Source organism: Streptomyces sp. SP18BB07, assembly GCF_036322545.1.
In the GTDB taxonomy this organism is placed as follows: Bacteria; Actinomycetota; Actinomycetes; order Streptomycetales; family Streptomycetaceae; genus Streptomyces; species Streptomyces deccanensis.
In genome coordinates, this window is the sequence record NZ_JAQYWT010000363.1 from 373,083 (window position 1) to 392,568 (window position 19,486).

19 protein-coding genes are annotated in these 19,486 nt (G+C 70.3%); 12 read left to right on the forward strand and 7 right to left on the reverse strand.

Annotation, left to right across the window (positions count from 1 at the left end; all coding sequences use genetic code 11):
• The first annotated feature begins 189 nt into the window (after positions 1–189).
• Positions 190–1,641 carry an NCS2 family permease gene (locus tag PUR53_RS42845; RefSeq protein ID WP_329899232.1) on the forward strand — a complete coding sequence of 484 codons (1,452 nt, stop codon included), beginning with the start codon at positions 190–192 and terminating at the stop codon, positions 1,639–1,641.
• 69 nt (positions 1,642–1,710) lie between these two features.
• Here PUR53_RS42845 and PUR53_RS42850 read toward each other — a convergent pair whose 3' ends face one another.
• Entirely contained in the window at positions 1,711–3,162 is a 1,452-nt protein-coding gene (locus PUR53_RS42850; protein WP_329912135.1) for a peptidoglycan D,D-transpeptidase FtsI family protein, read from the reverse strand.
• A 95-nt stretch (positions 3,163–3,257) separates the two neighbouring features.
• The gene (locus PUR53_RS42855; RefSeq protein WP_037691381.1) at positions 3,258–4,031 is read right to left on the reverse strand and encodes an IclR family transcriptional regulator; all 774 of its coding nucleotides are present in this window, start codon (positions 4,029–4,031) and stop codon (positions 3,258–3,260) included.
• A gap of 154 nt (positions 4,032–4,185) precedes the next feature.
• Between PUR53_RS42855 and PUR53_RS42860 the strand changes: the two genes are divergently transcribed.
• The 6 genes from PUR53_RS42860 (at position 4,186) to PUR53_RS42885 (ending at position 10,194) form a co-directional block, all read left to right on the forward strand.
• Complete coding sequence (locus tag PUR53_RS42860) at positions 4,186–5,715, forward strand: aldehyde dehydrogenase (NADP(+)) (RefSeq protein ID WP_329912136.1); 1,530 nt, start codon at positions 4,186–4,188, stop codon at positions 5,713–5,715.
• A gap of 125 nt (positions 5,716–5,840) precedes the next feature.
• A complete protein-coding gene (locus PUR53_RS42865; RefSeq protein ID WP_033529153.1) occupies positions 5,841–6,449 on the forward strand; it encodes a DUF1349 domain-containing protein in 609 nt (202 codons plus the stop codon).
• A gap of 89 nt (positions 6,450–6,538) precedes the next feature.
• Entirely contained in the window at positions 6,539–7,255 is a 717-nt protein-coding gene (locus PUR53_RS42870; RefSeq protein ID WP_329899235.1) for a DsbA family oxidoreductase, read from the forward strand.
• A 106-nt stretch (positions 7,256–7,361) separates the two neighbouring features.
• A complete protein-coding gene (locus PUR53_RS42875; protein ID WP_329899236.1) occupies positions 7,362–8,411 on the forward strand; it encodes an aminotransferase class V-fold PLP-dependent enzyme in 1,050 nt (349 codons plus the stop codon).
• A 54-nt stretch (positions 8,412–8,465) separates the two neighbouring features.
• A complete protein-coding gene (locus tag PUR53_RS42880; protein ID WP_329899237.1) occupies positions 8,466–9,074 on the forward strand; it encodes an RNA polymerase sigma factor in 609 nt (202 codons plus the stop codon).
• A gap of 76 nt (positions 9,075–9,150) precedes the next feature.
• Positions 9,151–10,194, forward strand: a complete 1,044-nt coding sequence (locus tag PUR53_RS42885; RefSeq protein WP_329899238.1) for a maleylpyruvate isomerase family mycothiol-dependent enzyme — start codon at positions 9,151–9,153, stop codon at positions 10,192–10,194.
• A gap of 69 nt (positions 10,195–10,263) precedes the next feature.
• Here the strand turns inward: PUR53_RS42885 and thpD are convergent, their stop codons facing one another.
• The 5 genes from thpD to PUR53_RS42910 all read right to left on the reverse strand — a co-directional run bounded on the left by thpD (position 10,264) and on the right by PUR53_RS42910 (position 14,937).
• Positions 10,264–11,163 (reverse strand): ectoine hydroxylase, encoded by a 900-nt coding sequence (gene thpD / locus PUR53_RS42890; protein ID WP_329899331.1) that lies wholly within the window; start codon positions 11,161–11,163, stop codon positions 10,264–10,266.
• A gap of 1 nt (position 11,164) precedes the next feature.
• A complete protein-coding gene (locus PUR53_RS42895; protein WP_257563397.1) occupies positions 11,165–11,569 on the reverse strand; it encodes an ectoine synthase in 405 nt (134 codons plus the stop codon).
• Positions 11,570–11,611: 42 nt separating this feature from the next.
• A complete protein-coding gene (gene ectB, locus PUR53_RS42900; RefSeq protein WP_329899239.1) occupies positions 11,612–12,883 on the reverse strand; it encodes a diaminobutyrate--2-oxoglutarate transaminase in 1,272 nt (423 codons plus the stop codon).
• A 68-nt stretch (positions 12,884–12,951) separates the two neighbouring features.
• On the reverse strand, positions 12,952–13,482 hold the full coding sequence (ectA, locus tag PUR53_RS42905; RefSeq protein WP_329912137.1) for a diaminobutyrate acetyltransferase: 531 nt from the start codon (positions 13,480–13,482) through the stop codon (positions 12,952–12,954).
• A gap of 354 nt (positions 13,483–13,836) precedes the next feature.
• On the reverse strand, positions 13,837–14,937 hold the full coding sequence (locus PUR53_RS42910; RefSeq protein ID WP_329899240.1) for a pyridoxal-phosphate-dependent aminotransferase family protein: 1,101 nt from the start codon (positions 14,935–14,937) through the stop codon (positions 13,837–13,839).
• 175 nt (positions 14,938–15,112) lie between these two features.
• Between PUR53_RS42910 and PUR53_RS42915 the strand changes: the two genes are divergently transcribed.
• From PUR53_RS42915 to PUR53_RS42935, 5 genes are all read left to right on the forward strand, one after another.
• Positions 15,113–15,967, forward strand: coding sequence for a transporter substrate-binding domain-containing protein (locus PUR53_RS42915; RefSeq protein ID WP_329899241.1), 855 nt, complete (start codon positions 15,113–15,115; stop codon positions 15,965–15,967).
• Positions 15,964–16,803 carry an amino acid ABC transporter permease gene (locus PUR53_RS42920; protein WP_329899242.1) on the forward strand — a complete coding sequence of 280 codons (840 nt, stop codon included), beginning with the start codon at positions 15,964–15,966 and terminating at the stop codon, positions 16,801–16,803. Before PUR53_RS42915 ends, PUR53_RS42920 begins: the two co-directional genes overlap by 4 nt.
• Positions 16,800–17,579 (forward strand): amino acid ABC transporter ATP-binding protein, encoded by a 780-nt coding sequence (locus tag PUR53_RS42925; protein ID WP_329899243.1) that lies wholly within the window; start codon positions 16,800–16,802, stop codon positions 17,577–17,579. Before PUR53_RS42920 ends, PUR53_RS42925 begins: the two co-directional genes overlap by 4 nt.
• Positions 17,580–17,643: 64 nt before the next feature.
• Complete coding sequence (locus PUR53_RS42930; protein ID WP_329899244.1) at positions 17,644–18,735, forward strand: amidohydrolase family protein; 1,092 nt, start codon at positions 17,644–17,646, stop codon at positions 18,733–18,735.
• A 19-nt stretch (positions 18,736–18,754) separates the two neighbouring features.
• Positions 18,755–19,474 (forward strand): hypothetical protein, encoded by a 720-nt coding sequence (locus PUR53_RS42935; RefSeq protein WP_329912138.1) that lies wholly within the window; start codon positions 18,755–18,757, stop codon positions 19,472–19,474.
• Positions 19,475–19,486 lie beyond the last annotated feature (12 nt).

Sequence of the window (19,486 nt, forward strand, 5' to 3'; positions counted from 1 at the left end):
GGGTCGCCCCCCGACGAGATCCGGAAGAGTAGCAGTGATCGTGAAGGGGGTTCGTACGCGGCTTCGAACGCCGCCTTGCAGGGAGAACTCCGATTCCGTAACACGGTGAAAACCTGAATCGGGTTCAACAGGGGAACAATCCAGCCAGCATCCGCGCGTAGTCCACGCACGTCACTAGGAGCACCGTTCATGTCCGACGCACAGAAGGTGGCCGACCGGCCCGCAGCCGAGCCACCCGGGGCGAACAGCGTCGATCGCTTCTTCAAGATCACCGCTCGGGGATCCACCTTCGCCCGTGAGATACGCGGCGGCTTCGCCACGTTCTTCACGATGGCGTACATCCTTGTCCTGAATCCCATCATCCTCGGCAGCGCGAAGGACAAGTACGGCCACACCCTCGACGGCGCCGAACTCGTCACCGCCACCGCCCTCGTGGCCGCCGTGATGACGATCATCATGGGCGTCGGAGGAAACCTTCCTCTCGCCCTCGCCGCCGGCCTCGGCCTCAACGCGGTCGTCGCCTTCCAGATAGCCCCGCTGATGAGCTGGTCCGACGCGATGGGCCTGGTCGTCCTCGAGGGCCTGCTGATCTGCGTCCTGGTGGTCACCGGCCTGCGCGAGGCCGTCATGCACGCCATACCGCAGCCGCTGAAGCAGGCGATCAGCGTCGGCATCGGCCTGTTCATCGCCTTCATCGGCTTCGTCGACGCCGGGTTCGTCAGCCGCATACCGGACATCGCGAACACCACCGTCCCGGTGCAGCTCGGCGCTGCCGGTTCACTGTCCGGCTGGCCCATCCTGGTCTTCTGTCTCGGTGTCCTGCTGACCATCGGCCTGCTCGCCCGCAAGGTGAAGGGCGCGATCCTGATCAGCATCCTGACGATGACGGTCGTTGCGATCGTGATCAACTCGGTGGCCGACATCAAGAGCTGGGGCCTGACCACCCCGAAGGTCCCCGACGACATCGTCGCCGCCCCCGAGTTCGGACTGATCGGCGACTTCAGCCTCTTCGGCTCGTTCGGCGAGACCACCGTCATCACGGTCGTCCTGCTGATCTTCACCCTGCTGCTCTCGGACTTCTTCGACACCATGGGCACGGTCGTCGGCATCACCGCCGAGGCGGGCCTGCTCGACGAGGAGGGCAAGGTCCCGAACCTCGGCCGGGTGCTCCTCATCGACGGCGCGGCGGCCGTCGCGGGCGGCGCGGCCTCCTCGTCCTCCGCGACCTCCTACATCGAGTCCGCGGCCGGCGTCGGCGAGGGCGCCCGCACCGGCTTCTCCAACCTGATCACCGGCGGCCTCTTCGCGGTGGCGCTCTTCCTCACCCCGCTGCTGACCATCGTCCCCATGCAGGCCGCCGCGCCCGCGCTCGTCGCGGTCGGCTTCCTGATGATGACCCAGGTCAAGAACATCGACTGGGACCGGTACGACATCGCCATCCCGGCGTTCCTCACCATCGCCGTGATGCCGTTCACCTACTCCATCACCAACGGCATCGGCGCCGGCTTCCTCGCCTTCGTCCTGATCAAGACGGTCCTCGGCAAGGCGAAGGAGATCCACTGGTTGCTGTGGGCCACCTCGGCGCTGTTCCTGGTGTACTTCGCGATCAACCCGATCCAGCAGCTGTTCGGCGTGAAGTAGTCGAAGACGAAGGGCCGCCCTCCGGGGGGAGTGAGGGCGGCCCTTCTCATTCAGGTGGTCCAGGGTTCTTCAGTTCTTCAGCGCGGCCTCCATGACCGCCTTGGCGACCGGCGCCGCCAGCCCGTTGCCGCTGACCTCCGACCGCGCGGCGTTCGACTGCTCGACGACGACCGCCACGGCGACCTCCTTGCCGTCGGCCTTCGCGTACGACGTGAACCAGGCGTACGGCGTCTTGCTGTTGTTCTCGCCGTGCTGGGCCGTACCGGTCTTGCCGCCCACCGTCGCCCCGCTGATCCGCGCGTTGGTGCCCGTGCCGTCCTCGACGACCGTCCGCATCGCCGACTGGAGCTGCTCGGCGGTGTCGGAGCTCATGATCTCCTTCGAGTCCGCCTCGGAGTCGTAGTCCTCCAGGACATCGCCACCGCCGTTGGTGATCTGCGACACCATGTGCGGCGAGACCAGCTTGCCGCCGTTGGCTATCGCCGCCGACACCATCGCCATCTGGAGCGGCGTCGCGGTGACGTCGTACTGGCCGATGCCTGTCAGAGCCGTAGAGGACTTGTTCATGTCCGACGGATAGACACTCTCGAACGCCCGCACCGGCACGTCCTGCGCCGCGTCGTTGAAGCCGAACTTCTCGGCCGTCTCCCGCACCTTGTCCTGCCCGAGGTCGACGGCCATCTTCGCGAAGACGTTGTTGCACGAGTACTGCAGCGCCGTACGGATCGTGGCGTTCTCGCAGGGCGCGCTCGGGTTCTCGTTGGACAGCTCCGTTTCGGTCTCCGGCAGTGTGTACGGGTCCGGGCTGACCGTCCTGTCGTCCACCGACCCGTACAGCCCGTCCTCCAGCGCGGCCGCCGCCACGACCAGCTTGAACGTCGACCCCGGCGGCAGCGGCTGGCGCAGCGCCCGGTTGGTCAACGGCTTGTCCGCGTCCGCGTTGAGCTTCTCCCAGGCCGTACCGGCGGTGCCCGCGCCGGTGAGTGAGGACGGGTCGTACGACGGCGTCGACACCACCGCGAGGATCTTCCCCGTCGTCGGGTCGATCGCGACGGCCGCGCCCTTCTTGTCGCCCAGCGCGTCGAACGCGGCCTTCTGCACGGCCGGATCGATCGTGGTGATCACATTGCCCGGATCGGCCCGCTGCCCGGTGACCGTGTCCATCACGGTCTTCAGCCGCAGGTCGGTGCCGTCGAGCAGGTCCTGGTAGATGCCCTCCAGCTGTGTGGGCGCGTAGGCCTGCGAGGCGTATCCGGTGACCGCCGCGTACAGCTCGCCGTCCGTGTACGTGCGCTTGTACGCGAGGTCACCGCTCTTGGCACGGGCCGAGCCGGTGATCGAATCCCCGGCCACGATGATGTTCCCGAGCGGGTCGGCGTACGTCCTGATCGCGTTGCGCCGGTTGTCCTGGTCGTCCGCGAGCGCCGTGCCCTCGTAGAACTGCACCCATGTCGCCCTGGCCAACAGGGCGAGCACGAGCAGCAGGGAGAAGACGGCGGAGCGCCTGATCGTCTTGTTCATCGCACCCGGAAGGACGAGCGGGATGCGATCAGTCGTTCCCTTCGCCCCGCTTTCTCATGAGGTCTTCATGTGACCGGGGTTGCCACGGGACGGGCTCAGAGTCTGCGGGTCGCCAGCGTCAGCCGGTCGCGGGCGTCGAAGAGGGCGTCCTTGACCAACTGCTCGTGGGCCGGGGTCAGCCGGGCCACCGGGACGGAGCAGCTGATCGCGTCGCGGGCCGGGGTGCGGTAGGGGATCGCCACCCCGAAGCAGCGCAGCCCGAGCGTGTTCTCCTCGCGGTCCACCGAGAACCCCTGCTCACGGATCTGGCGCAGTTCCTCGATGAGCTGTTCCCGGTCGGTGATGGTGTGCTCCGTCAGCGCCGGCAGGGTCTCCGGGAGCATCTTGCGGACCTGCTCGTCGGTGTGGGTGGCCAGCAGCGCCTTGCCGAGCGAGGTGGAGTGGGCGGGCAGCCGGCGGCCGACGCGGGTGAAAGGGCGCAGGTAGTGCTGCGACTGGCGGGTGGCCAGGTAGACGACGTTGGTGCCGTCGAGGCGGGCCAGGTGGATCGTCTCGGTGGTGTCGTCCGACAGCCGGTCCAGCGTGGGCCGGGCCAGCGCCACCACCTCGTCACCGTCGATGTAGGACGTGCCGACGAGCAGCGCGCGGACGCCGATGCCGTAGCGGGTGCCCGTCGCGTCGGTCTCCACCCAGCCCAGCTCCACCAGGGTGCGCAGCAACATGTAGAGACTGGACTTGGGATATCCGACGGCTTCCTGGACCGCCGCCAGCGAATGCATACCGGGGCGCCCGGCGAAGTATTCGAGCAGCTCAACGGTCCTTACCGCCGATTTGACCTGTGCCCCGCCGCCCGTCTCCACTGCCGACATCGCCCGTGACCCCTTCGTTCGGCGAGAAGCTGAAGATATAGTCTCCGACAGAATATTCATCATCAGAGACGGCGTTCAGCATATCGAACGACGCTGGTGAATGACCCAGATAAGACCCTGGGAATCGATCCAGAAATACGTGGAGGAACCCGCGGTGGCAGCAGCACCAGTCTGGAGTGTCGACCCCCGTACCGGGAAGCAGCGCGAGCAGGTTGCGGTGGAGGCCACAGCCCAGGAGGTGGACGCCGCCGTCCGCGCGGCGCACGCCGCCCGCGCCTCCCTGGCCGACCGCACCGTTCGCGCGGCCTTCCTGCGCACCGCCGCCGACCAGCTTCAGGCGGCCAAGGACCAACTCGTCGAGGTCGCCGACGCCGAGACCGCGCTCGGCCCGGTCCGCCTCACCGGCGAACTCGCCCGCACCTGCTACCAGCTGCGGGCCTTCGCCGACATCGTCGACGAGGGCGCCTTCCTCGACGTGGTGATCAACCACCCCGACGACACCGCCACCCCGCCCATCCCGGACCTGCGCCGCTACAAGGTCCCGCTCGGCGTGGTGGCCGTCTACTCGGCCTCCAACTTCCCCTTCGCCTTCTCCGTCGCCGGCGGCGACACGGCGAGCGCGCTGGCCGCCGGCTGCCCGGTCGTCGTCAAGGCCCACCCCGACCACCCGGCCCTGTCCGAGCTGGTCGCGATCGTGCTGCGCCGGGCGGCCGCCGAGCACGGCATCCCCGAGGGCGTCCTCGGCCTCGTGCACGGCTTCGAGGCGGGCGTCGAGCTGGTCAAGCACCCGCTCGTCACCGCCGCCGGCTTCACCGGTTCGGTACGCGGCGGCCGTGCCCTCTTCGACGCGGCGGCCGCGCGCCCCGTGCCGATCCCGTTCCACGGCGAGCTGGGCTCCCTGAACCCCGTCCTCATCACCGAGGCCGCCGCCGCCGAGCGCGCCGAGGCGATCGGCACCGGCCTCGCCGGGTCGATGACGCTCGGTGTCGGCCAGTTCTGCGTGAAGCCGGGCCTGGTGCTGGCGCCCGCCGGTGACGCCGGTGACCGGCTGCTCAAGTCGCTCACCGACGCCGTCAGCGACGTCGACTCCGGGGTCCTGCTGGACCACCGGATGCGGGACAACTTCCTCGCCGGTGTCGCCGAGCGCGCCGAGCTGCCGGACGTGGAGTCGCCGGTCACCGCCGGCGCGGGCGGCGAGCACACCGTCAGCCCCGGGTTCCTGACCGTCCCCGCCGGCAAGCTGGCCGTCGAGGGCGAGCACGACCTGCTGCTGGAGGAGTGCTTCGGGCCGCTCACCGTCGTGGCCCGCTACGAGGACGAGGACGAGGCCAAGTCGGTGCTGTCCCGGCTGCCGGGCAACCTCACCGCCACGGTGCACGTGTCGGGCGAGGAGGCGGCCGAGGGCGGGCGCGGGCCGGAGCTGCTGGCCGAGCTGACGCCGCTGGCCGGGCGCGTGCTCGTCAACGGCTGGCCGACGGGGGTGGCCGTGGCGGCCGCCCAGCACCACGGTGGGCCCTACCCGGCCACGACGTCGACGTCCACCTCGGTGGGCGGGACGGCGATCGAGCGGTGGCTGCGGCCGGTGGCGTACCAGGGGGCGCCCTCCGCGCTGCTTCCGCCGGAGCTGCGGGACGAGAACCCGCTGGGGCTGCCCCGTCGGTTCAACGGCGTTCTGGAGCGATAGCCCTCCGGGGAGCGCCGTCGGGGTTCGGTTCGGTTTCGGGCTGCGCGTGCGTCGTGGTCGCTCGCGCAGTTCCCCGCGCCCCTGGAGGGGCGCGGGGGTGGGCCCGGAGCTGTAAGAATCCCCCAATGGACGTCGAGATTCCCGAACTCCCCTTCCCCCTTCGCACATATGGCCCCGACGGGCACTGGTCCTACGAGGACGGGGTGCTCACCGGGTGGGCCGGTGCCCGGCAGGACCGGTTCGTGCCGCCCACGGACGAGGGGCTGGACCCGAAGTCGGACGCGCCCCGGCTGCTGGGGGCACCTGAGGGGGACTTCCAGCTGATAGCCCGCGTCACCGTCGGCTTCGCCGCCGGGTTCGACGCGGGCGTGCTGTACGTGCACGTGGGGGAGCGGGCCTGGGCGAAGCTCTGCCTGGAGAACTCACCCGACGTGCCGACCGTGTGCACGGTGGTCACCCGGGGGCACTCGGACGACGCCAACTCCTTCACCGTCGAGGGAAGTTCGGTCTGGCTGCGGGTCAGCCGCACCGGCCGCGCCTTCGCCTTCCACGCCTCCCGCGATGGCAAGCGGTGGACCTTCGTCCGCCTCTTCACCCTCGCCGGCGAGCGGGAGAGCGGTGCCGCCCTGGTCGGCTTCATGACGCAGTCCCCGATGGGTGAGGGCTGCGTGGTCACCTACGACGAGATCGAGTTCCGCCCGAACTGGCCGAAGGATCTGAGGAACGGCAGCTGACCGGGAATGGGACGCGCTGCTTGAACGTTCATCCACCGTAGAAGCGGAGGGCGTCTCCGTACCCGTACGACCTGGAGAGAGCTGACACCATGCGCGTCGAGATCTGGAGCGACATCGCCTGCCCCTGGTGTTACGTGGGCAAGGCCCGCTTCGAGAAGGCGCTCGCTGCCTTCCCGCACCGCGACGGTGTCGAGGTGGTGCACCGCTCCTTCGAGCTCGACCCGGGCCGCGCCAAGGACGACATCCAGCCCGTGCTCACCATGCTGACCAAGAAGTACGGCATGAGCGAGGCGCAGGCCCAGGCCGGTGAGCACAACCTCCGGGAGCAGGCGGCGGCCGAGGGCCTCGCCTACCGGGCGGAGGGCCGTGACCACGGCAGCACCTTCGACATGCACCGCCTGATCCACTTCGCCAAGGACCAGGGACGGCAGAGCGAACTGCTCCAGGCCTTCTACCGGGCGAACTTCGCCGAGGAGCGGTCCGTGTACGCCGACGCGGACGGCTACCTGATCGAGCTGGCCGTCGAGGCGGGGCTCGACGCGGAGGCCGCGCGCAAGGTGCTGGCCGACCCGGACGCGTACGCGGACGCCGTCCGCGCGGACGAGCGGGAGGCCGCTGCGCTCGGCGCGAACGGGGTGCCGTTCTTCGTACTGGACCGGAAGTACGGGGTGTCCGGGGCGCAGCCCGCGGAGGTGTTCGAGAAGGCGCTCGCGCAGGCCTGGGGGGAGCGGCCGGCGCCGTTGAAGGTCGTGGCGGCGGACGGCGCGGAGGCCTGCGGCCCGGACGGCTGTGCCGTGCCCCAGTAGGGGGTGCGGTGGTTCGCGGGCTGCGGGTCCGATGTGGTTGCTCGCGCAGTTCCCCGCGCCCCTCAAGGGGCGCGCTGCAGCCCGTGTCTGCTGACACAGTGGACCTATGGAAACCTTCGAGAGCCTCGTTCGTGCCGAGTTCGTCCCGAAGAACACCTATCTGAACACCGCCAGCACCGGCCTGCTGCCCGCCCGAGCGGTCGACGCGATGAAGGCCGCCGTGGAATCCGTGGCGGCCGGGCGGCCGCAGGACATGTTCGCCGACGTGGAGGCCGCGCGCGCCGCGTTCGGCCGGATCACCGGGGTGCCCGACCGCCGTGTGGCGGCCGGGGCCTCGGTCGCCGTCTACAGCGGGCTGATCGCCGCCGCGCTCCCCGAGGGAGCCGAGGTGCTGACCGCCGAGGGCGAGTTCGCCTCCCTCGTGAACCCCTTCCACGTGCGCGGCGACCTCAAGGTGCGCCAGGTGCCGTTGGAGCGCGTCGCCGAGTCGGTGCGACCCGGCACGGCACTCGTCGCGGTGAGCGCCGCGCAGTCCGCCGACGGCCGGGTCGCCGACCTGGACGCGGTCCGCGAGGCGGCCCGGGAGCGGGGAGCGCGTACGTTCGTCGACGCGTCGCAGTCCGCCGGCTGGCTGCCGATCGAGGCGGACGCGTACGACTACGTCGTCGCCGTCGCCTTCAAATGGCTGCTGTGCCCGCGCGGAGTCACCTTCCTCGTCGTCCCCGAGGACCTCGGCGGGCTCACCCCCGTCTTCGCCGGCTGGGTCGCGGGGGAGGAGCCGTGGGACAGCTGCTACGGCCCGGTCGAGGAACTCGCCCGCTCCGCACGCCGGTTCGACGAGAGCCCCAGCCTGTTCTCGTACGCCGGCGCCCGCCACTCCCTCGCGCTGATCGAGGAGTTGGGTGTGGCGCGCGTACGGGACCACGACCTCGCCCTGGCCGACCGGTTCCGCGCGGGTCTCGCCGCGCTCGGCCACGAGCCGGTGCCGGCGCCCGGGTCGGCGATCGTGTCGGTGCCCGGACTCGGGCGGCGGCAGGCGGAATTGAGCCGCGCGGGGGTCGAGGTCTCCGATCGCGCGGGTCATCTGCGGGCCGCCTTCCACCTGTACAACACACCGGCGGACGTCGACCGGCTTCTGGACGTCCTGTCCGGCTGACTTTCCCGACCCACTGGCGCGGACCGCGCCAGGACGCTAGGAAGGCATCACGAGGTGGTGGTGCCGGTGGAGCCGACGCTCGAACAGCCGCCCATCGATGTGGAGTTGCATCGGCGGCTGGTGTACGGGGACGAGTCCGCGCTGCGTGAGGCGTACGCGGCGTACGGAGGGCTCGTCCGGCGGGTGGCCGTCCGGGTCACCCGCAGCCCGGCGGCCGCCGAGGACGTGGCGCAGGAGGTCTTCGCCCAGCTGTGGAGCAGGCCGTACGGCTTCGACGCGCGCCGGGGCTCGCTGCGCACCTGGCTGTCCATGGTGGCCCACCGGCGGGCCGTGGACTGGGTGCGCGGCGAGGCCCGGCACCGCAAGGACGTCCGCGCGGACGACTCGGCGCTGCACGCCATCCCCGACGCGGGCCCCGACCCCGCCGAGGCGCTCGTCGACCGCGAGCGCTCTCTCCTGCTGCACACCGCCCTCGCCGAACTCCCGCGCCCCCAGCGGGAGGTGGTCCACCTCGCCTACTTCGCGGGCCGCACCTACCGCCAGGCCGCCGTCGAACTCGGCATACCCGAGGGCACCGCGAAGACCCGCCTCCGCTCGGCGCTGCGCAAACTGGCGGAGTCCCTCGCGGACCCACCGGACCCGGCAGCGGCGAGGGGCGCGTAATGGGGGCGCACGGGACCGTCCGGAGCGCGGGGCACCTGCGTATCGTGGACGCGGCAGGGCGAAAGGGCGACGCGCGATGACCAACGACCACGACGGCGTACGGGAGCTGCTGGCAGCCTGGGCCGTCGGCGCGCTCCCACCCGGCGACCGGCGGAGAGTCACCCCGCACCTGGCCATCTGCCCGTCGTGCGCGGCCGAGGCGGAAGGCCTGCGCGACACGGTCCGCCTGCTGGACGGATCGGTGGACGGGCACCCGGGCAGTGTGCTGGACGGGCACCCGGGCGGTGCCGTGGACGGGGGTGCCGACGGTGTCCTCTCGCTCGCCCTCCGGTCCCGCCGCCCCCGCGCCGCCGAGATCGCCCATCACGCGGCGCCCTACGCCGCGGCCGTGGCCGGACTGCAGGCGCTGGTACCCGAGGTGGAGGGCCGCTGGGGCACCCCGGTCGTGCACGACTGGGACGCGCACGCCACCGTCGCCCACCTCGTCGCCGCCGACGAACACCTCGCCGTACGCCTGGGCGTCGACACACCGCTGCCCGTCTCGCCCCTCCCGGAGGGGATCCCGGCCGGAGAAGCCTGGGCCCGGCGCACCGCCGACGTCATCGCCCACGAGCACGGGCGCCCGCCGGCGCAGACGGTCGCCACCTGGGCCGCGCAGGCCGCCGCGCTGCTCGCCACCCCCGAGGCCGCCGACCCCGAACTCGCCGCCCGCCCCGTCACGGTGATGGGCCTCAGACTGCCGGTCGCCGACCACTTCGTGATCCGCGCCTTCGAGGCCTGGATCCACACGGACGACATCGGCCGGGCCCTCGGCCTGCCCGTGCCGCCGCCCCCCGACGAACACCTGTGGTCCCTGGTCAGGCTGGCCGTCCGCATCCTCGGCCTGGCCCTCCACGACGCGCCCCCCGTCCTCTTCGAGGTCACCGGGCCCACCGGCACCAGCTGGATCCTCGGCGACGACAGTGACCCCGTGCACGCGGAACTCAGCCTGGATCCCGTCGACTTCTGCCTCCTGGTCGGCGGCCGTTACGCCCCGGAGGAGGTACCGAGGGGCATCACGGGCGACGAGAACGCGGCACGGAACGTACTGGAACGGGCGGCCTCGCTGGCCTGGCTGTAGGCGCGCGAAAGGGGCCGGGCGGCCGCTCAGGGGTGGCGACCGCCCGGCCCCGTCAGGGGGACGGCGGGATCACTTCACCGGGGTGAAGTCCCGTGCGCCGATGAACTCCGGCCGCCGTATCGGCGCCGCGAACGGCTCCACGGCCGCGTTCTCCACGCTGTTGAAGACGATGAAGACGTTGCTGCGCGGGAACGGCGTGATGTTGTCGCCGGACCCGTGCATGCAGTTGCAGTCGAACCAGGTCGCCGAACCGGCCTTGCCCGTGAACAGCTTGATGCCGTACTCGGACGCCATGGCCGTCAGCGCCTCGTCGGACGGGGTGCCGGCGTCCTGCATCTGCAGCGACTTCTTGTAGTTGTCCTTCGGGGTGGCGCCCGCACAGCCGAGGAACGTCCGGTGCGACCCCGGCATGATCATCAGACCGCCGTTGGTGTCGTAGTTCTCGGTCAGGGCGATCGAGACGGACACCGTCCGCATGTTCGGCAGCCCGTCCTCGGCGTGCCAGGTCTCGAAGTCGGAGTGCCAGTAGAACCCGGACGCGCCGAAGCCCGGCTTCACGTTGATCCGCGACTGGTGGACGTAGACGTCCGAGCCGAGGATCTGCCGGGCCCGCCCGACGACCCGCTCGTCCCGCACCAGCCGCGCGAACAGCTCGCTGATCCGGTGCACCTCGAAGACCGACCGGATCTCCTGCGACTTCGGCTCGACGATCGAGCGCTCGTCGGCACGGATCGCCGGATCGGCGACCAGCCGCTCCAGCTCCTGCCGGTACACGGCGACCTCGTCCGGCTCGATCAGCTGCTCGACGGGGAGGAAGCCGTCGCGCTCGTACGCCTGGAGTTCGGCGAGGGAGACGGGGCCGGGCGTGCCGGGGGAGCCCCAGACGACCGGGTCCTGACGCGGGACCGACACCTCGGTGGCGCCGCGGCTGGGGTACAGATCGGTGACAGTGACGGTGGTCATGGTGATGTCACACCTCCTCGGGCTCGGTGAGCAGCGGGTAGACGCCGTTCTCGTCGTGGTCCTCCCGGCCGGTCACGGGCGGGTTGAAGACGCACAGGCAGCGGAAGTCCTCCTTCACCCGCAGTGTGTGCCGCTCGTGGCCGTCGAGGAGATACATGGTTCCGGGCGTGATCGTGTAACTCCGCCCGGTCTCCTGGTCGGTGAGCTCGGCCTCGCCCTCGACGCACACGACGGCCTCGACGTGGTTCGCGTACCACATCGACGTCTCCGTACCCGCGTACAGGACGGTCTCGTGCAGGGAGAACCCGACGCGTTCCCGGGCGAGCACGATCCGCTTGCTCTCCCAGGTGCCGGACGCCGCCTTCACATGCCGGTCGGTTCCTTCGATGTCCTTGAACGAACGGACGATCACGGTGTTGCGATGCCTCCTAGTTAGATGAATTCCCGTACGGCGTCAGACGGTTTCCCGGACGGCGCGGGCGAGGACGCGCAGGCCCTCGTCCAGCTCGTCGGGGGTGATGGTGAGGGCCGGCAGCAGTTTGACGACCTCGCTCTCCGGGCCGGACGTCTCGATCAGCAGCCCGAGTTCGAACGCCCGCTTGGCAACCCGGCCCGCGCGCTCCTTGTCGTGGAACTCCATGCCCCACACCAGGCCGCGGCCCCGGTACTCCTTCACGTCGGCGAGGTTCTCCTCCGTGATGGAGATGAACGCCTGCTCGACCTGCTCACCGCGCTTGCGGGTCTGCTTCTCCATGACGGAACCGTCGGCCCAGTACGCCTCCAGGGCGGCCGTCGCCGTCACGAACGCGGGGTTGTTGCCACGGAAGGTGCCGTTGTGCTCGCCCGGCTCCCAGATGTCCAGCTCCGGCTTGAACAGGCAGAGCGACATCGGCAGCCCGTAGCCGCTGATGGACTTGGAGACGGTCACGATGTCGGGCGTGATGCCGGCCTCCTCGAACGAGAAGAAGGCGCCCGTACGACCGCAGCCCATCTGGATGTCGTCGACGATGAGCAGCATGTCCTGCCGCTCGCACAGCTCGGCGAGGGCGCGCAGCCACTCGGGGCGGGCGACGTTGATGCCGCCCTCGCCCTGCACGGTCTCCACGATCACCGCGGCGGGCTTGTTCAGCCCGGAGCCCTGGTCCTCCAGGAGCCGCTCGAACCACAGGAAGTCCTCGACCGTGCCGTCGAAGTAGTTGTCGAACGGCATCGGGGTGCCGTGCACCAGCGGGATCCCCGCGCCGGCCCGCTTGAAGGCGTTGCCGGTGACGGCGAGCGAACCGAGCGACATGCCGTGGAAGGCGTTGGTGAAGGAGACGACCGACTCGCGGCCCTTCACCTTCCGCGCCAGCTTCAGCGCCGACTCCACCGCGTTGGTGCCGGTCGGCCCCGGGAACATGACCTTGTACGGCAGATCGCGCGGCCGCAGCACCAGGTTCTGGAAGGACTCCAGGAACGCCCGCTTGGCGGTCGTCGACATGTCGAGCCCGTGGGTGACGCCGTCCCGTTCCAGATAGTCGATGAGGGCGCGTTTGAGTACGGGGTTGTTGTGGCCGTAGTTGAGTGACCCGGCGCCGGCGAAGAAGTCCAGGTACGTGTGGCCGTCCTCGTCGAACATCCGGCTGCCCTGCGCGCGGTCGAAGACGGTGGGCCAGCCGCGGCAGTAGCTGCGCACCTCGGACTCCAGGGTCTCGAAGACGCTCAGGTCGGGCTGGGTGATGGTCACGTCGAATCGCTCCTCGGTGCGTGGGGGTGAGGGAGGGGAGGGGGGGAGTGCGGGGGTGACGGCGGGGCTCAGGGGGAGAGCGGGCCGATGCGGTGGAGCACCTCGGGCTGGTGCGGGCCGTCCGGGAAGTCCCCGGCCTCGAACAGGACCGTGCGCTCGACGCTCGCGCCGTGCCGTTCGGCGTACGCGGCGAACAGGCGCTCGGAGGCGGTGTTGCCCGGTGTGATGGTGGTCTCGACGGTGGTCAGGGGGTGCCGTCGCGCGACCCGGGCGGTGAGCCCGTCCAGCAGGGCGCCCGCGAGCCCGAGCCCCCGGTGCGCCTCGTCGACGGCCACCTGCCACACCAGCAGGGTGTCCGGCCGCTCCGGCCGCACGTACCCGGTCACGAACCCGACCGGTTCCCCGGACTCGTCCCGCGCCACCGCCGAGGTGTCCGCGAAGTCCCGGCACCACAGCAGATAGCTGTACGAGGAGTTCAGGTCCAGGGCTCCGGAGTCACCGGCGATGCGCCACATCGACGCGCCGTCCGACACGTCCGGGCGGTCGATCCGAATCCCTTCCGCGATTTCCGTCAGTGGTTCTGCTTGTGCGGCAGTCATGGGGCTTGAATTTACCCATGGGAATTTGGAATTGCATCGCCGCGCGGGGTTACGTATGAGCCGCGCACGTGTTATCACGCGGGCGTGAGGGGCCTGGGGGCACGTGGTCGGTATGGGAGCTTTCGCCCGTAAATTACCGTGCAAAACGGGCACGTTGTGGAGTCGGTCACACGTACGTAACCCTCACGAGATCTGCTCGAATCAGCCCCGCCGGTGTTCGCGAAACCTTTGCGTTTAGGCGGAGGAAGAGCGGGCAGAAGAATACGGGATCCTATTCTCTGAATTCCACTGCATTGCTGCCGCTGCAATATCGCCGCTAAAAGCCGCCGCAATTCCCCCGGCGAAACGGACTTTCTACGCCAGGGCCGCTGCCGCCGCCCGCCGCGCCCCCTCCAGGTCGACGGTCGCGCCGAACTCCGCCAGGGCCGCGCCCAGCCCCGCGAGAGCGGAGTGCACGGCACCCGGGGTGGCGTCGGGGCCGTAGTGGTTCACGCGGATCATCTCCGAGGCGAGGGAGCCGCCGCCGGCGGCCAGTGGGAGCGCCGGATCCATGGCCAGCGCCTTGGCCACCAGCTCCGAGGCGTCGACCCCGGCGGGTGCCCGGAGGGTCGTGGCGACCGGCGCGGCGTCGGCCGCCTCGCGCACGTACGGCTCAAGGCCCCCGCCCAGCGCGAGCGCCCCCGCCCGGGTCGCCGCGGCGGCGGACGCGTGCCGGGACATCACCGTGTCGAGCCCCTCCGCCTCGATGCGCTCCAGACAGGCCTCCAGAGCGAGCATCTCCAACTGGGCGGGCGCGTGCAGCAGGGCCCGGCGGCCGCCGTCGATCCAGCGCTCCTTCCAGTCCAGGAGGGAGAGGTACGAGCGGCGCGGCGCCCGCGGGTTGGCCGCCATCCGCGCCCACGCCCGCTCGCTCACGGAGATCGCCGACACCCCGGCCGGCCCGCCCATCGCCTTCTGCGCCCCGATCACGCACAGGTCGACGCCCCACGCGTCCGGCAGCACCGGCTCGGCCCCGACGGAGGCCACCGCGTCCAGGTAGAACAGGGCGCCGTGCGCGCGGACCACCTCGCCGATCTCCGCCACGGGGTTGGTGTTGCCGGTGGCCGCCTCCGCGTGCACGAGCGACACGAAGTCGATCGCCGGGTGCTCGGCGAAGGCGTCGAGGATCTGCCCGGCCGTCACCGCCGTGTGGAAGGGCACCGCCAGGTCGACGACCGTCGCCCCGCAGTCCCGCAGCCAGTTCCCGAAGGTCTGCCCGTACGGCCCGGTGATCACGTTCAGCGCGGTCGTGCCGGGCCCGGCGGCCCCGCGGATCGCGCCCTCCAGCGGCAGCAGCGCCTCGCCCTGGGTGATCACGACGTCCTGCTCGGTGGAGAGCAGCCGGGCGACCCGGTCCTCGATCGAGGCGAAGTGCGAGGCGCTCAGCGGGGCCAGATCCAGAAACGGGTGTGTCACGGGGTGCTCTCTTCGCGGACGGGGTAGATGGTGTCGAGGGTACCGACGGCACCCGTGCGCCCCTCACCGGTGACTTCCGAGGTCGAACGTCTCGGTAGCCATGGGAATGATTTGAGCAAGTCAAACATTTCCTTATAATCGATCGTCTCTCAGTTCCCTCACAGGAGGTCTCCCCGTGAACTCGGTCCCCGGACGCCGGACCCGCATCCTGGCCGCCACCACCGCCGCGGCCGGACTGCTGCTCGTGGCCGGCTGTTCGTCGGACGGCGACGGCGGCAGCGGTGGCACCAAGACCGCGGCCGGCGGGGTCGAGCTGGTGAAGGCCGGTCAGCTCACGACCTGCACCCACCTCCCGTACCCGCCGTTCCAGTCTGAGATCGACGGCAAGGTGCAGGGCTTCGACGTGGCCCTGATCGACCTCGTCGCCGAGGACCTGGGGGTGAAGCAGGAGATCCTCGACACCCCCTTCGAGAACTTCAAGACGGGCGCCTTCCTGAACTCCGGTGAGTGCGACCTCGCCGCCGCCGGTATGACGATCACCGACGAGCGCAAGAAGAACGTCGACTTCTCCGACCCGTACTTCGAGGCGACGCAGGCCGTCCTCGCCGACAAGAGCGCCGGTATCGCCTCCTTCGCCGACCTCAAGGGCAAGAAGGTCGGCACCCAGGCACAGACCACCGGCGAGGACTACGCCAAGAGCAAGGGCATCGACTCCGTCTCCTTCGAGTCCTCCGACGCCGTCCTCAACGGTCTGCGCACCAAGCAGGTCGACGCCGTGATCATCGACTACCCGGTCGTCCAGGGCTGGCTGAAGGACAAGGCGAACGCCGACGCCTTCGAGGTCGCCGAGCAGGTCAACACCGGCGAGGAGTACGGCTTCACGGTCAAGAAGGGCAACACCAAGCTCGTCACCGCCATCAACAAGGCGCTGTCGGAGGCCAAGTCCGACGGCACGTACAAGAAGCTGTACGAGCAGTGGATCGGCCCGTACGACGAGAGCGCCGCCTCGGCCTCCCCGTCGGCCTCATGAGCGGGACCGGCACGGACACACCGCTCCAGCCGAAGAGGAAGGGCCTGAGCCGGAGCCAGAAGCGCACCCTCTCCCGGGGTGCGCAGTACGCGCTGTTCGTCGCCGCCGTCGTCGCCTTCGCGGTGTCGGCGGACTGGGCCCGGCTGAAGAACCAGTTCGCCCAGTGGGATATCGCGGAGCAGATGTTCCCCGACGTCATCACACTGGCGCTGAAGAACACCGTCCTCTACACGCTGTCCGGCTTCGTGTTCGGGCTCGTCCTCGGCATGGTCATCGCGCTGATGCGGCTGTCGTCGGTGGGCCCGTACCGCTGGTTCGCCGGGGTCTACATCGAGATCTTCCGGGGCCTGCCCGCCCTGCTGATCTTCATCTTCATCGGCGTCGCCGTGCCGCTGGCCTTCCCCGGCACCGAGATCCCCGGCGGCACCTACGGCAAGGTGGCGCTCGCGCTCGGCCTGGTGGCCGCCGCGTACATGGCGGAGACGATCCGCGCCGGCATCCAGGCGGTCCCCAAGGGCCAGCTGGAGGCGGCCCGTTCGCTGGGCTTCTCGCCCGCCCGCGCGATGGTCTCGATCATCATTCCGCAGGCGTTCCGGATCATCCTGCCGCCGCTCACCAACGAACTGGTCCTGCTGTTCAAGGACTCCTCGCTGGTCCTGTTCCTCGGTGTCACGCTGGAGGAACGCGAACTGTCCAAGTACGGCCGTGATCTGGCCAGCACCACCGCCAACTCCACACCGATCCTGGTCGCCGGCCTGTGCTACCTGCTGGTGACCATCCCGCTCGGTTTCGTCGTACGCCGTATGGAGGCGAAGGCCCAGGAGGCCGTGAAATGAGTACCAGGGCGGAGATCGAGGTCCGAGGCCTGCACAAGTCCTTCGGCGCCAACGAGGTGCTGAAGGGCATCGACCTGGAGATCGGGCGGGGCGAGGTGGTGTGCGTCATCGGCCCGTCGGGCTCCGGCAAGTCGACCCTGCTGCGCTGTGTGAACCTCCTGGAGGAGCCGACGAAGGGCCAGGTCTTCGTCGGCGGTACGGAACTGACGGACCCCGACGTCGACATCGACGCCGTACGCCGCCGCATCGGCATGGTCTTCCAGCAGTTCAACCTCTTCCCGCACCTCACGGTGACCGAGAACCTCACGCTGCCGCAGCGCCGGGTCCTGAAGCGGGACAAGGCGACGGCGGCGGAGGTGGCGGCGGAGAACCTGTCCCGGGTGGGCCTGTCGGAGAAGGCGGACGCCTACCCCGCCTCCCTCTCCGGCGGCCAGCAGCAACGCGTGGCGATCGCCCGCGCGCTGTCGATGGGCCCCGAGGTGATGCTCTTCGACGAGCCGACCTCGGCGCTCGACCCGGAGCTGGTGGGCGACGTCCTGGCGGTCATGCGCATGCTCGCCCAGGACGGCATGACGATGATGGTGGTGACCCACGAGATGACCTTCGCGAAGGAGGTCGCCGACCGCGTGGTCTTCATGGACGACGGCGTGATCGTCGAGGACGGCACCCCGGCCCAGGTCATCGGCAACCCGAGCCACGAGCGAACCCGCCACTTCCTCTCCCGCCTGCTGGACCCGGCGATGGCGAATGTGGAGGAGAACGACAGCGCCCCGTAAGGGGCGCGGGGAACTGCGCGATCAGCCACAACGAACCCGCGCCTGAAGAACTATCGTGCGTGGCATGAACGATCTGCCGGTGCTGCATGTAAAAGGCCGGATCCTCGTAGGCCCAGAGGACGTCCGGGACGAACTCTGGGTCATCGACGGCCGGATCTCCTACGACCGCCCAGCCGCCACCGGCGACATCCGTACCGTCGACGGCTGGGCCCTCCCCGGCCTGGTCGACGCGCACTGCCACGTCGGCCTCGGCCCCCACGGCCCGGTCCCAAAGGACGTCGCGGAGAAGCAGGCCCTCACCGACCGCGACGCGGGCACCCTGCTGATCCGCGACGCGGGTTCCCCCTCCGACACCCGCTGGATCGACGACCGCGACGACCTGCCGAACATCATCCGCGCGGGCCGCCACATCGCCCGCACCCGCCGCTACATCCGCAACTTCGCCCACGAGATCGAGCCGGAGGAACTCGTCGCGTACGTCGCCCAGGAGGCCCGGCGCGGGGACGGCTGGGTGAAGCTGGTGGGGGACTGGATCGACCGGGGGCTGGGCGACCTGTCGCCGTGCTGGCCGCGTGAGGCGGTCGAGGCGGCGATCACGGAGGCGCACCTCCTGGGCGCCCGCGTGACGGCCCACTGCTTCGCCGAGTCGTCCCTCCGCGACCTCGTCGAGGCGGGCATCGACTGCGTCGAACACGCGACGGGCCTGACGGACGACCTGATCCCCCTCTTCGCCTCCCGAGGCGTCGCGATCGTCCCGACCCTGGTCAACATCGCCACCTTCCCGTCCATGGCGGACGGCGGCGAGGCCAAGTTCCCGAACTGGGCCGCGCACATGCGCCGCCTCCACGAACGCCGCTACGACACCGTCCGCAACGCCTACGACGCCGGGATCCCGGTCTACGTCGGCACGGACGCGGGCGGCTCCCTGGCCCACGGCCTGGTGGCGGAGGAGGTGGCGGAACTGGTCAAGGCCGGCATCCCGCCCGTCGAGGCCCTCGCGGCGACCACCTGGCACGCCCGCGAATGGCTGGGCCGCCCCGGCCTGACCGAGGGCGCCCCGGCGGACCTGGTCGTCTACGGCGAGGACCCCCGCGCGGACGTACGGGTGCTGGGGGCGCCGTCGAGGGTGGTGCTGAACGGTCGGGTCGTCGGGTGAGGTGTCCTAGGATTCCGGCATGGAAGAGCTGACGGATCCCCGGCGTGACAGCGTCAGATCGTTCCTGGCCCGCTGGTACGGACGCGGTGGCGAGGGGGCGCGGGGGGCTCTTCCCGCCGGTCCGTCGGTTCCGGGCATTCCGCTGGAGCTGATCGACTGGCACGAGGCGGCGGCGGCGACCGGTGTGGACGTCGTCTTCCAGGAATACCCGGTTCCGTTGGCCGAGTTGGAGAGATCCGACGACGGGATGATCGTCTTCTGGGTCGAGAACCAGGGGGGCTACCACTGGGCGGTCGATCCGGCCCAGGAAGGACACCCGGTCCATGTCAGGGAGCTGGGCTCGGATCTCTGGCGGGACTCCGGAGAGCCGCTGGAGGGGTTCCTGCTGCACTCCACCGTGCGCGAGGCGATGCTCGGCGCGGACTCCAAGTTCTCCGCGGTGGTGCCGGAACCGGTCCTCCGGGACGCGCTGACCACTTTCACCGCCCTGCCGTTCCCTCCGTTCGCGAACGAGAGCCCCTCGGCCCGGTTGTACTGCGGAGAGGACGCCCTGGCCAGGGTCGCTCCACCGCCCGCCGGATATGTGCCCGACGGCGGCGAGCCGAGCTGGATGCTGACCGTCGCCGTGGCTGCCGGCGCGGATGTCCGGCGATACCGCTCGGGCCTGGAGAGCTATGTCCCCGCCGGTGCGGACCGGAGGCCGTCGGCCGACGTCAGCGCCGACGACCTCCCGTTCTGACGCGGGGCCCGA

Excerpts from the sequence above, each read along its gene's own strand:
- PUR53_RS42935 (WP_329912138.1), top strand. The coding sequence starts at position 18,755 with ATGGAAGAGCTGACGGATCCCCGGCGTGACAGCGTCAGATCGTTCCTG.
- PUR53_RS42885 (WP_329899238.1), top strand. The coding sequence starts at position 9,151 with ATGACCAACGACCACGACGGCGTACGGGAGCTGCTGGCAGCCTGGGCC.
- PUR53_RS42845 (WP_329899232.1), top strand. The coding sequence starts at position 190 with ATGTCCGACGCACAGAAGGTGGCCGACCGGCCCGCAGCCGAGCCACCC.
- PUR53_RS42875 (WP_329899236.1), top strand. The coding sequence starts at position 7,362 with ATGGAAACCTTCGAGAGCCTCGTTCGTGCCGAGTTCGTCCCGAAGAAC.
- PUR53_RS42850 (WP_329912135.1), bottom strand. The coding sequence starts at position 3,162 with ATGAACAAGACGATCAGGCGCTCCGCCGTCTTCTCCCTGCTGCTCGTG.
- PUR53_RS42930 (WP_329899244.1), top strand. The coding sequence starts at position 17,644 with ATGAACGATCTGCCGGTGCTGCATGTAAAAGGCCGGATCCTCGTAGGC.
- ectA (WP_329912137.1), bottom strand. The coding sequence starts at position 13,482 with ATGACTGCCGCACAAGCAGAACCACTGACGGAAATCGCGGAAGGGATT.
- PUR53_RS42855 (WP_037691381.1), bottom strand. The coding sequence starts at position 4,031 with ATGTCGGCAGTGGAGACGGGCGGCGGGGCACAGGTCAAATCGGCGGTA.
- PUR53_RS42870 (WP_329899235.1), top strand. The coding sequence starts at position 6,539 with ATGCGCGTCGAGATCTGGAGCGACATCGCCTGCCCCTGGTGTTACGTG.
- PUR53_RS42925 (WP_329899243.1), top strand. The coding sequence starts at position 16,800 with ATGAGTACCAGGGCGGAGATCGAGGTCCGAGGCCTGCACAAGTCCTTC.
- PUR53_RS42865 (WP_033529153.1), top strand. The coding sequence starts at position 5,841 with ATGGACGTCGAGATTCCCGAACTCCCCTTCCCCCTTCGCACATATGGC.
- PUR53_RS42920 (WP_329899242.1), top strand. The coding sequence starts at position 15,964 with ATGAGCGGGACCGGCACGGACACACCGCTCCAGCCGAAGAGGAAGGGC.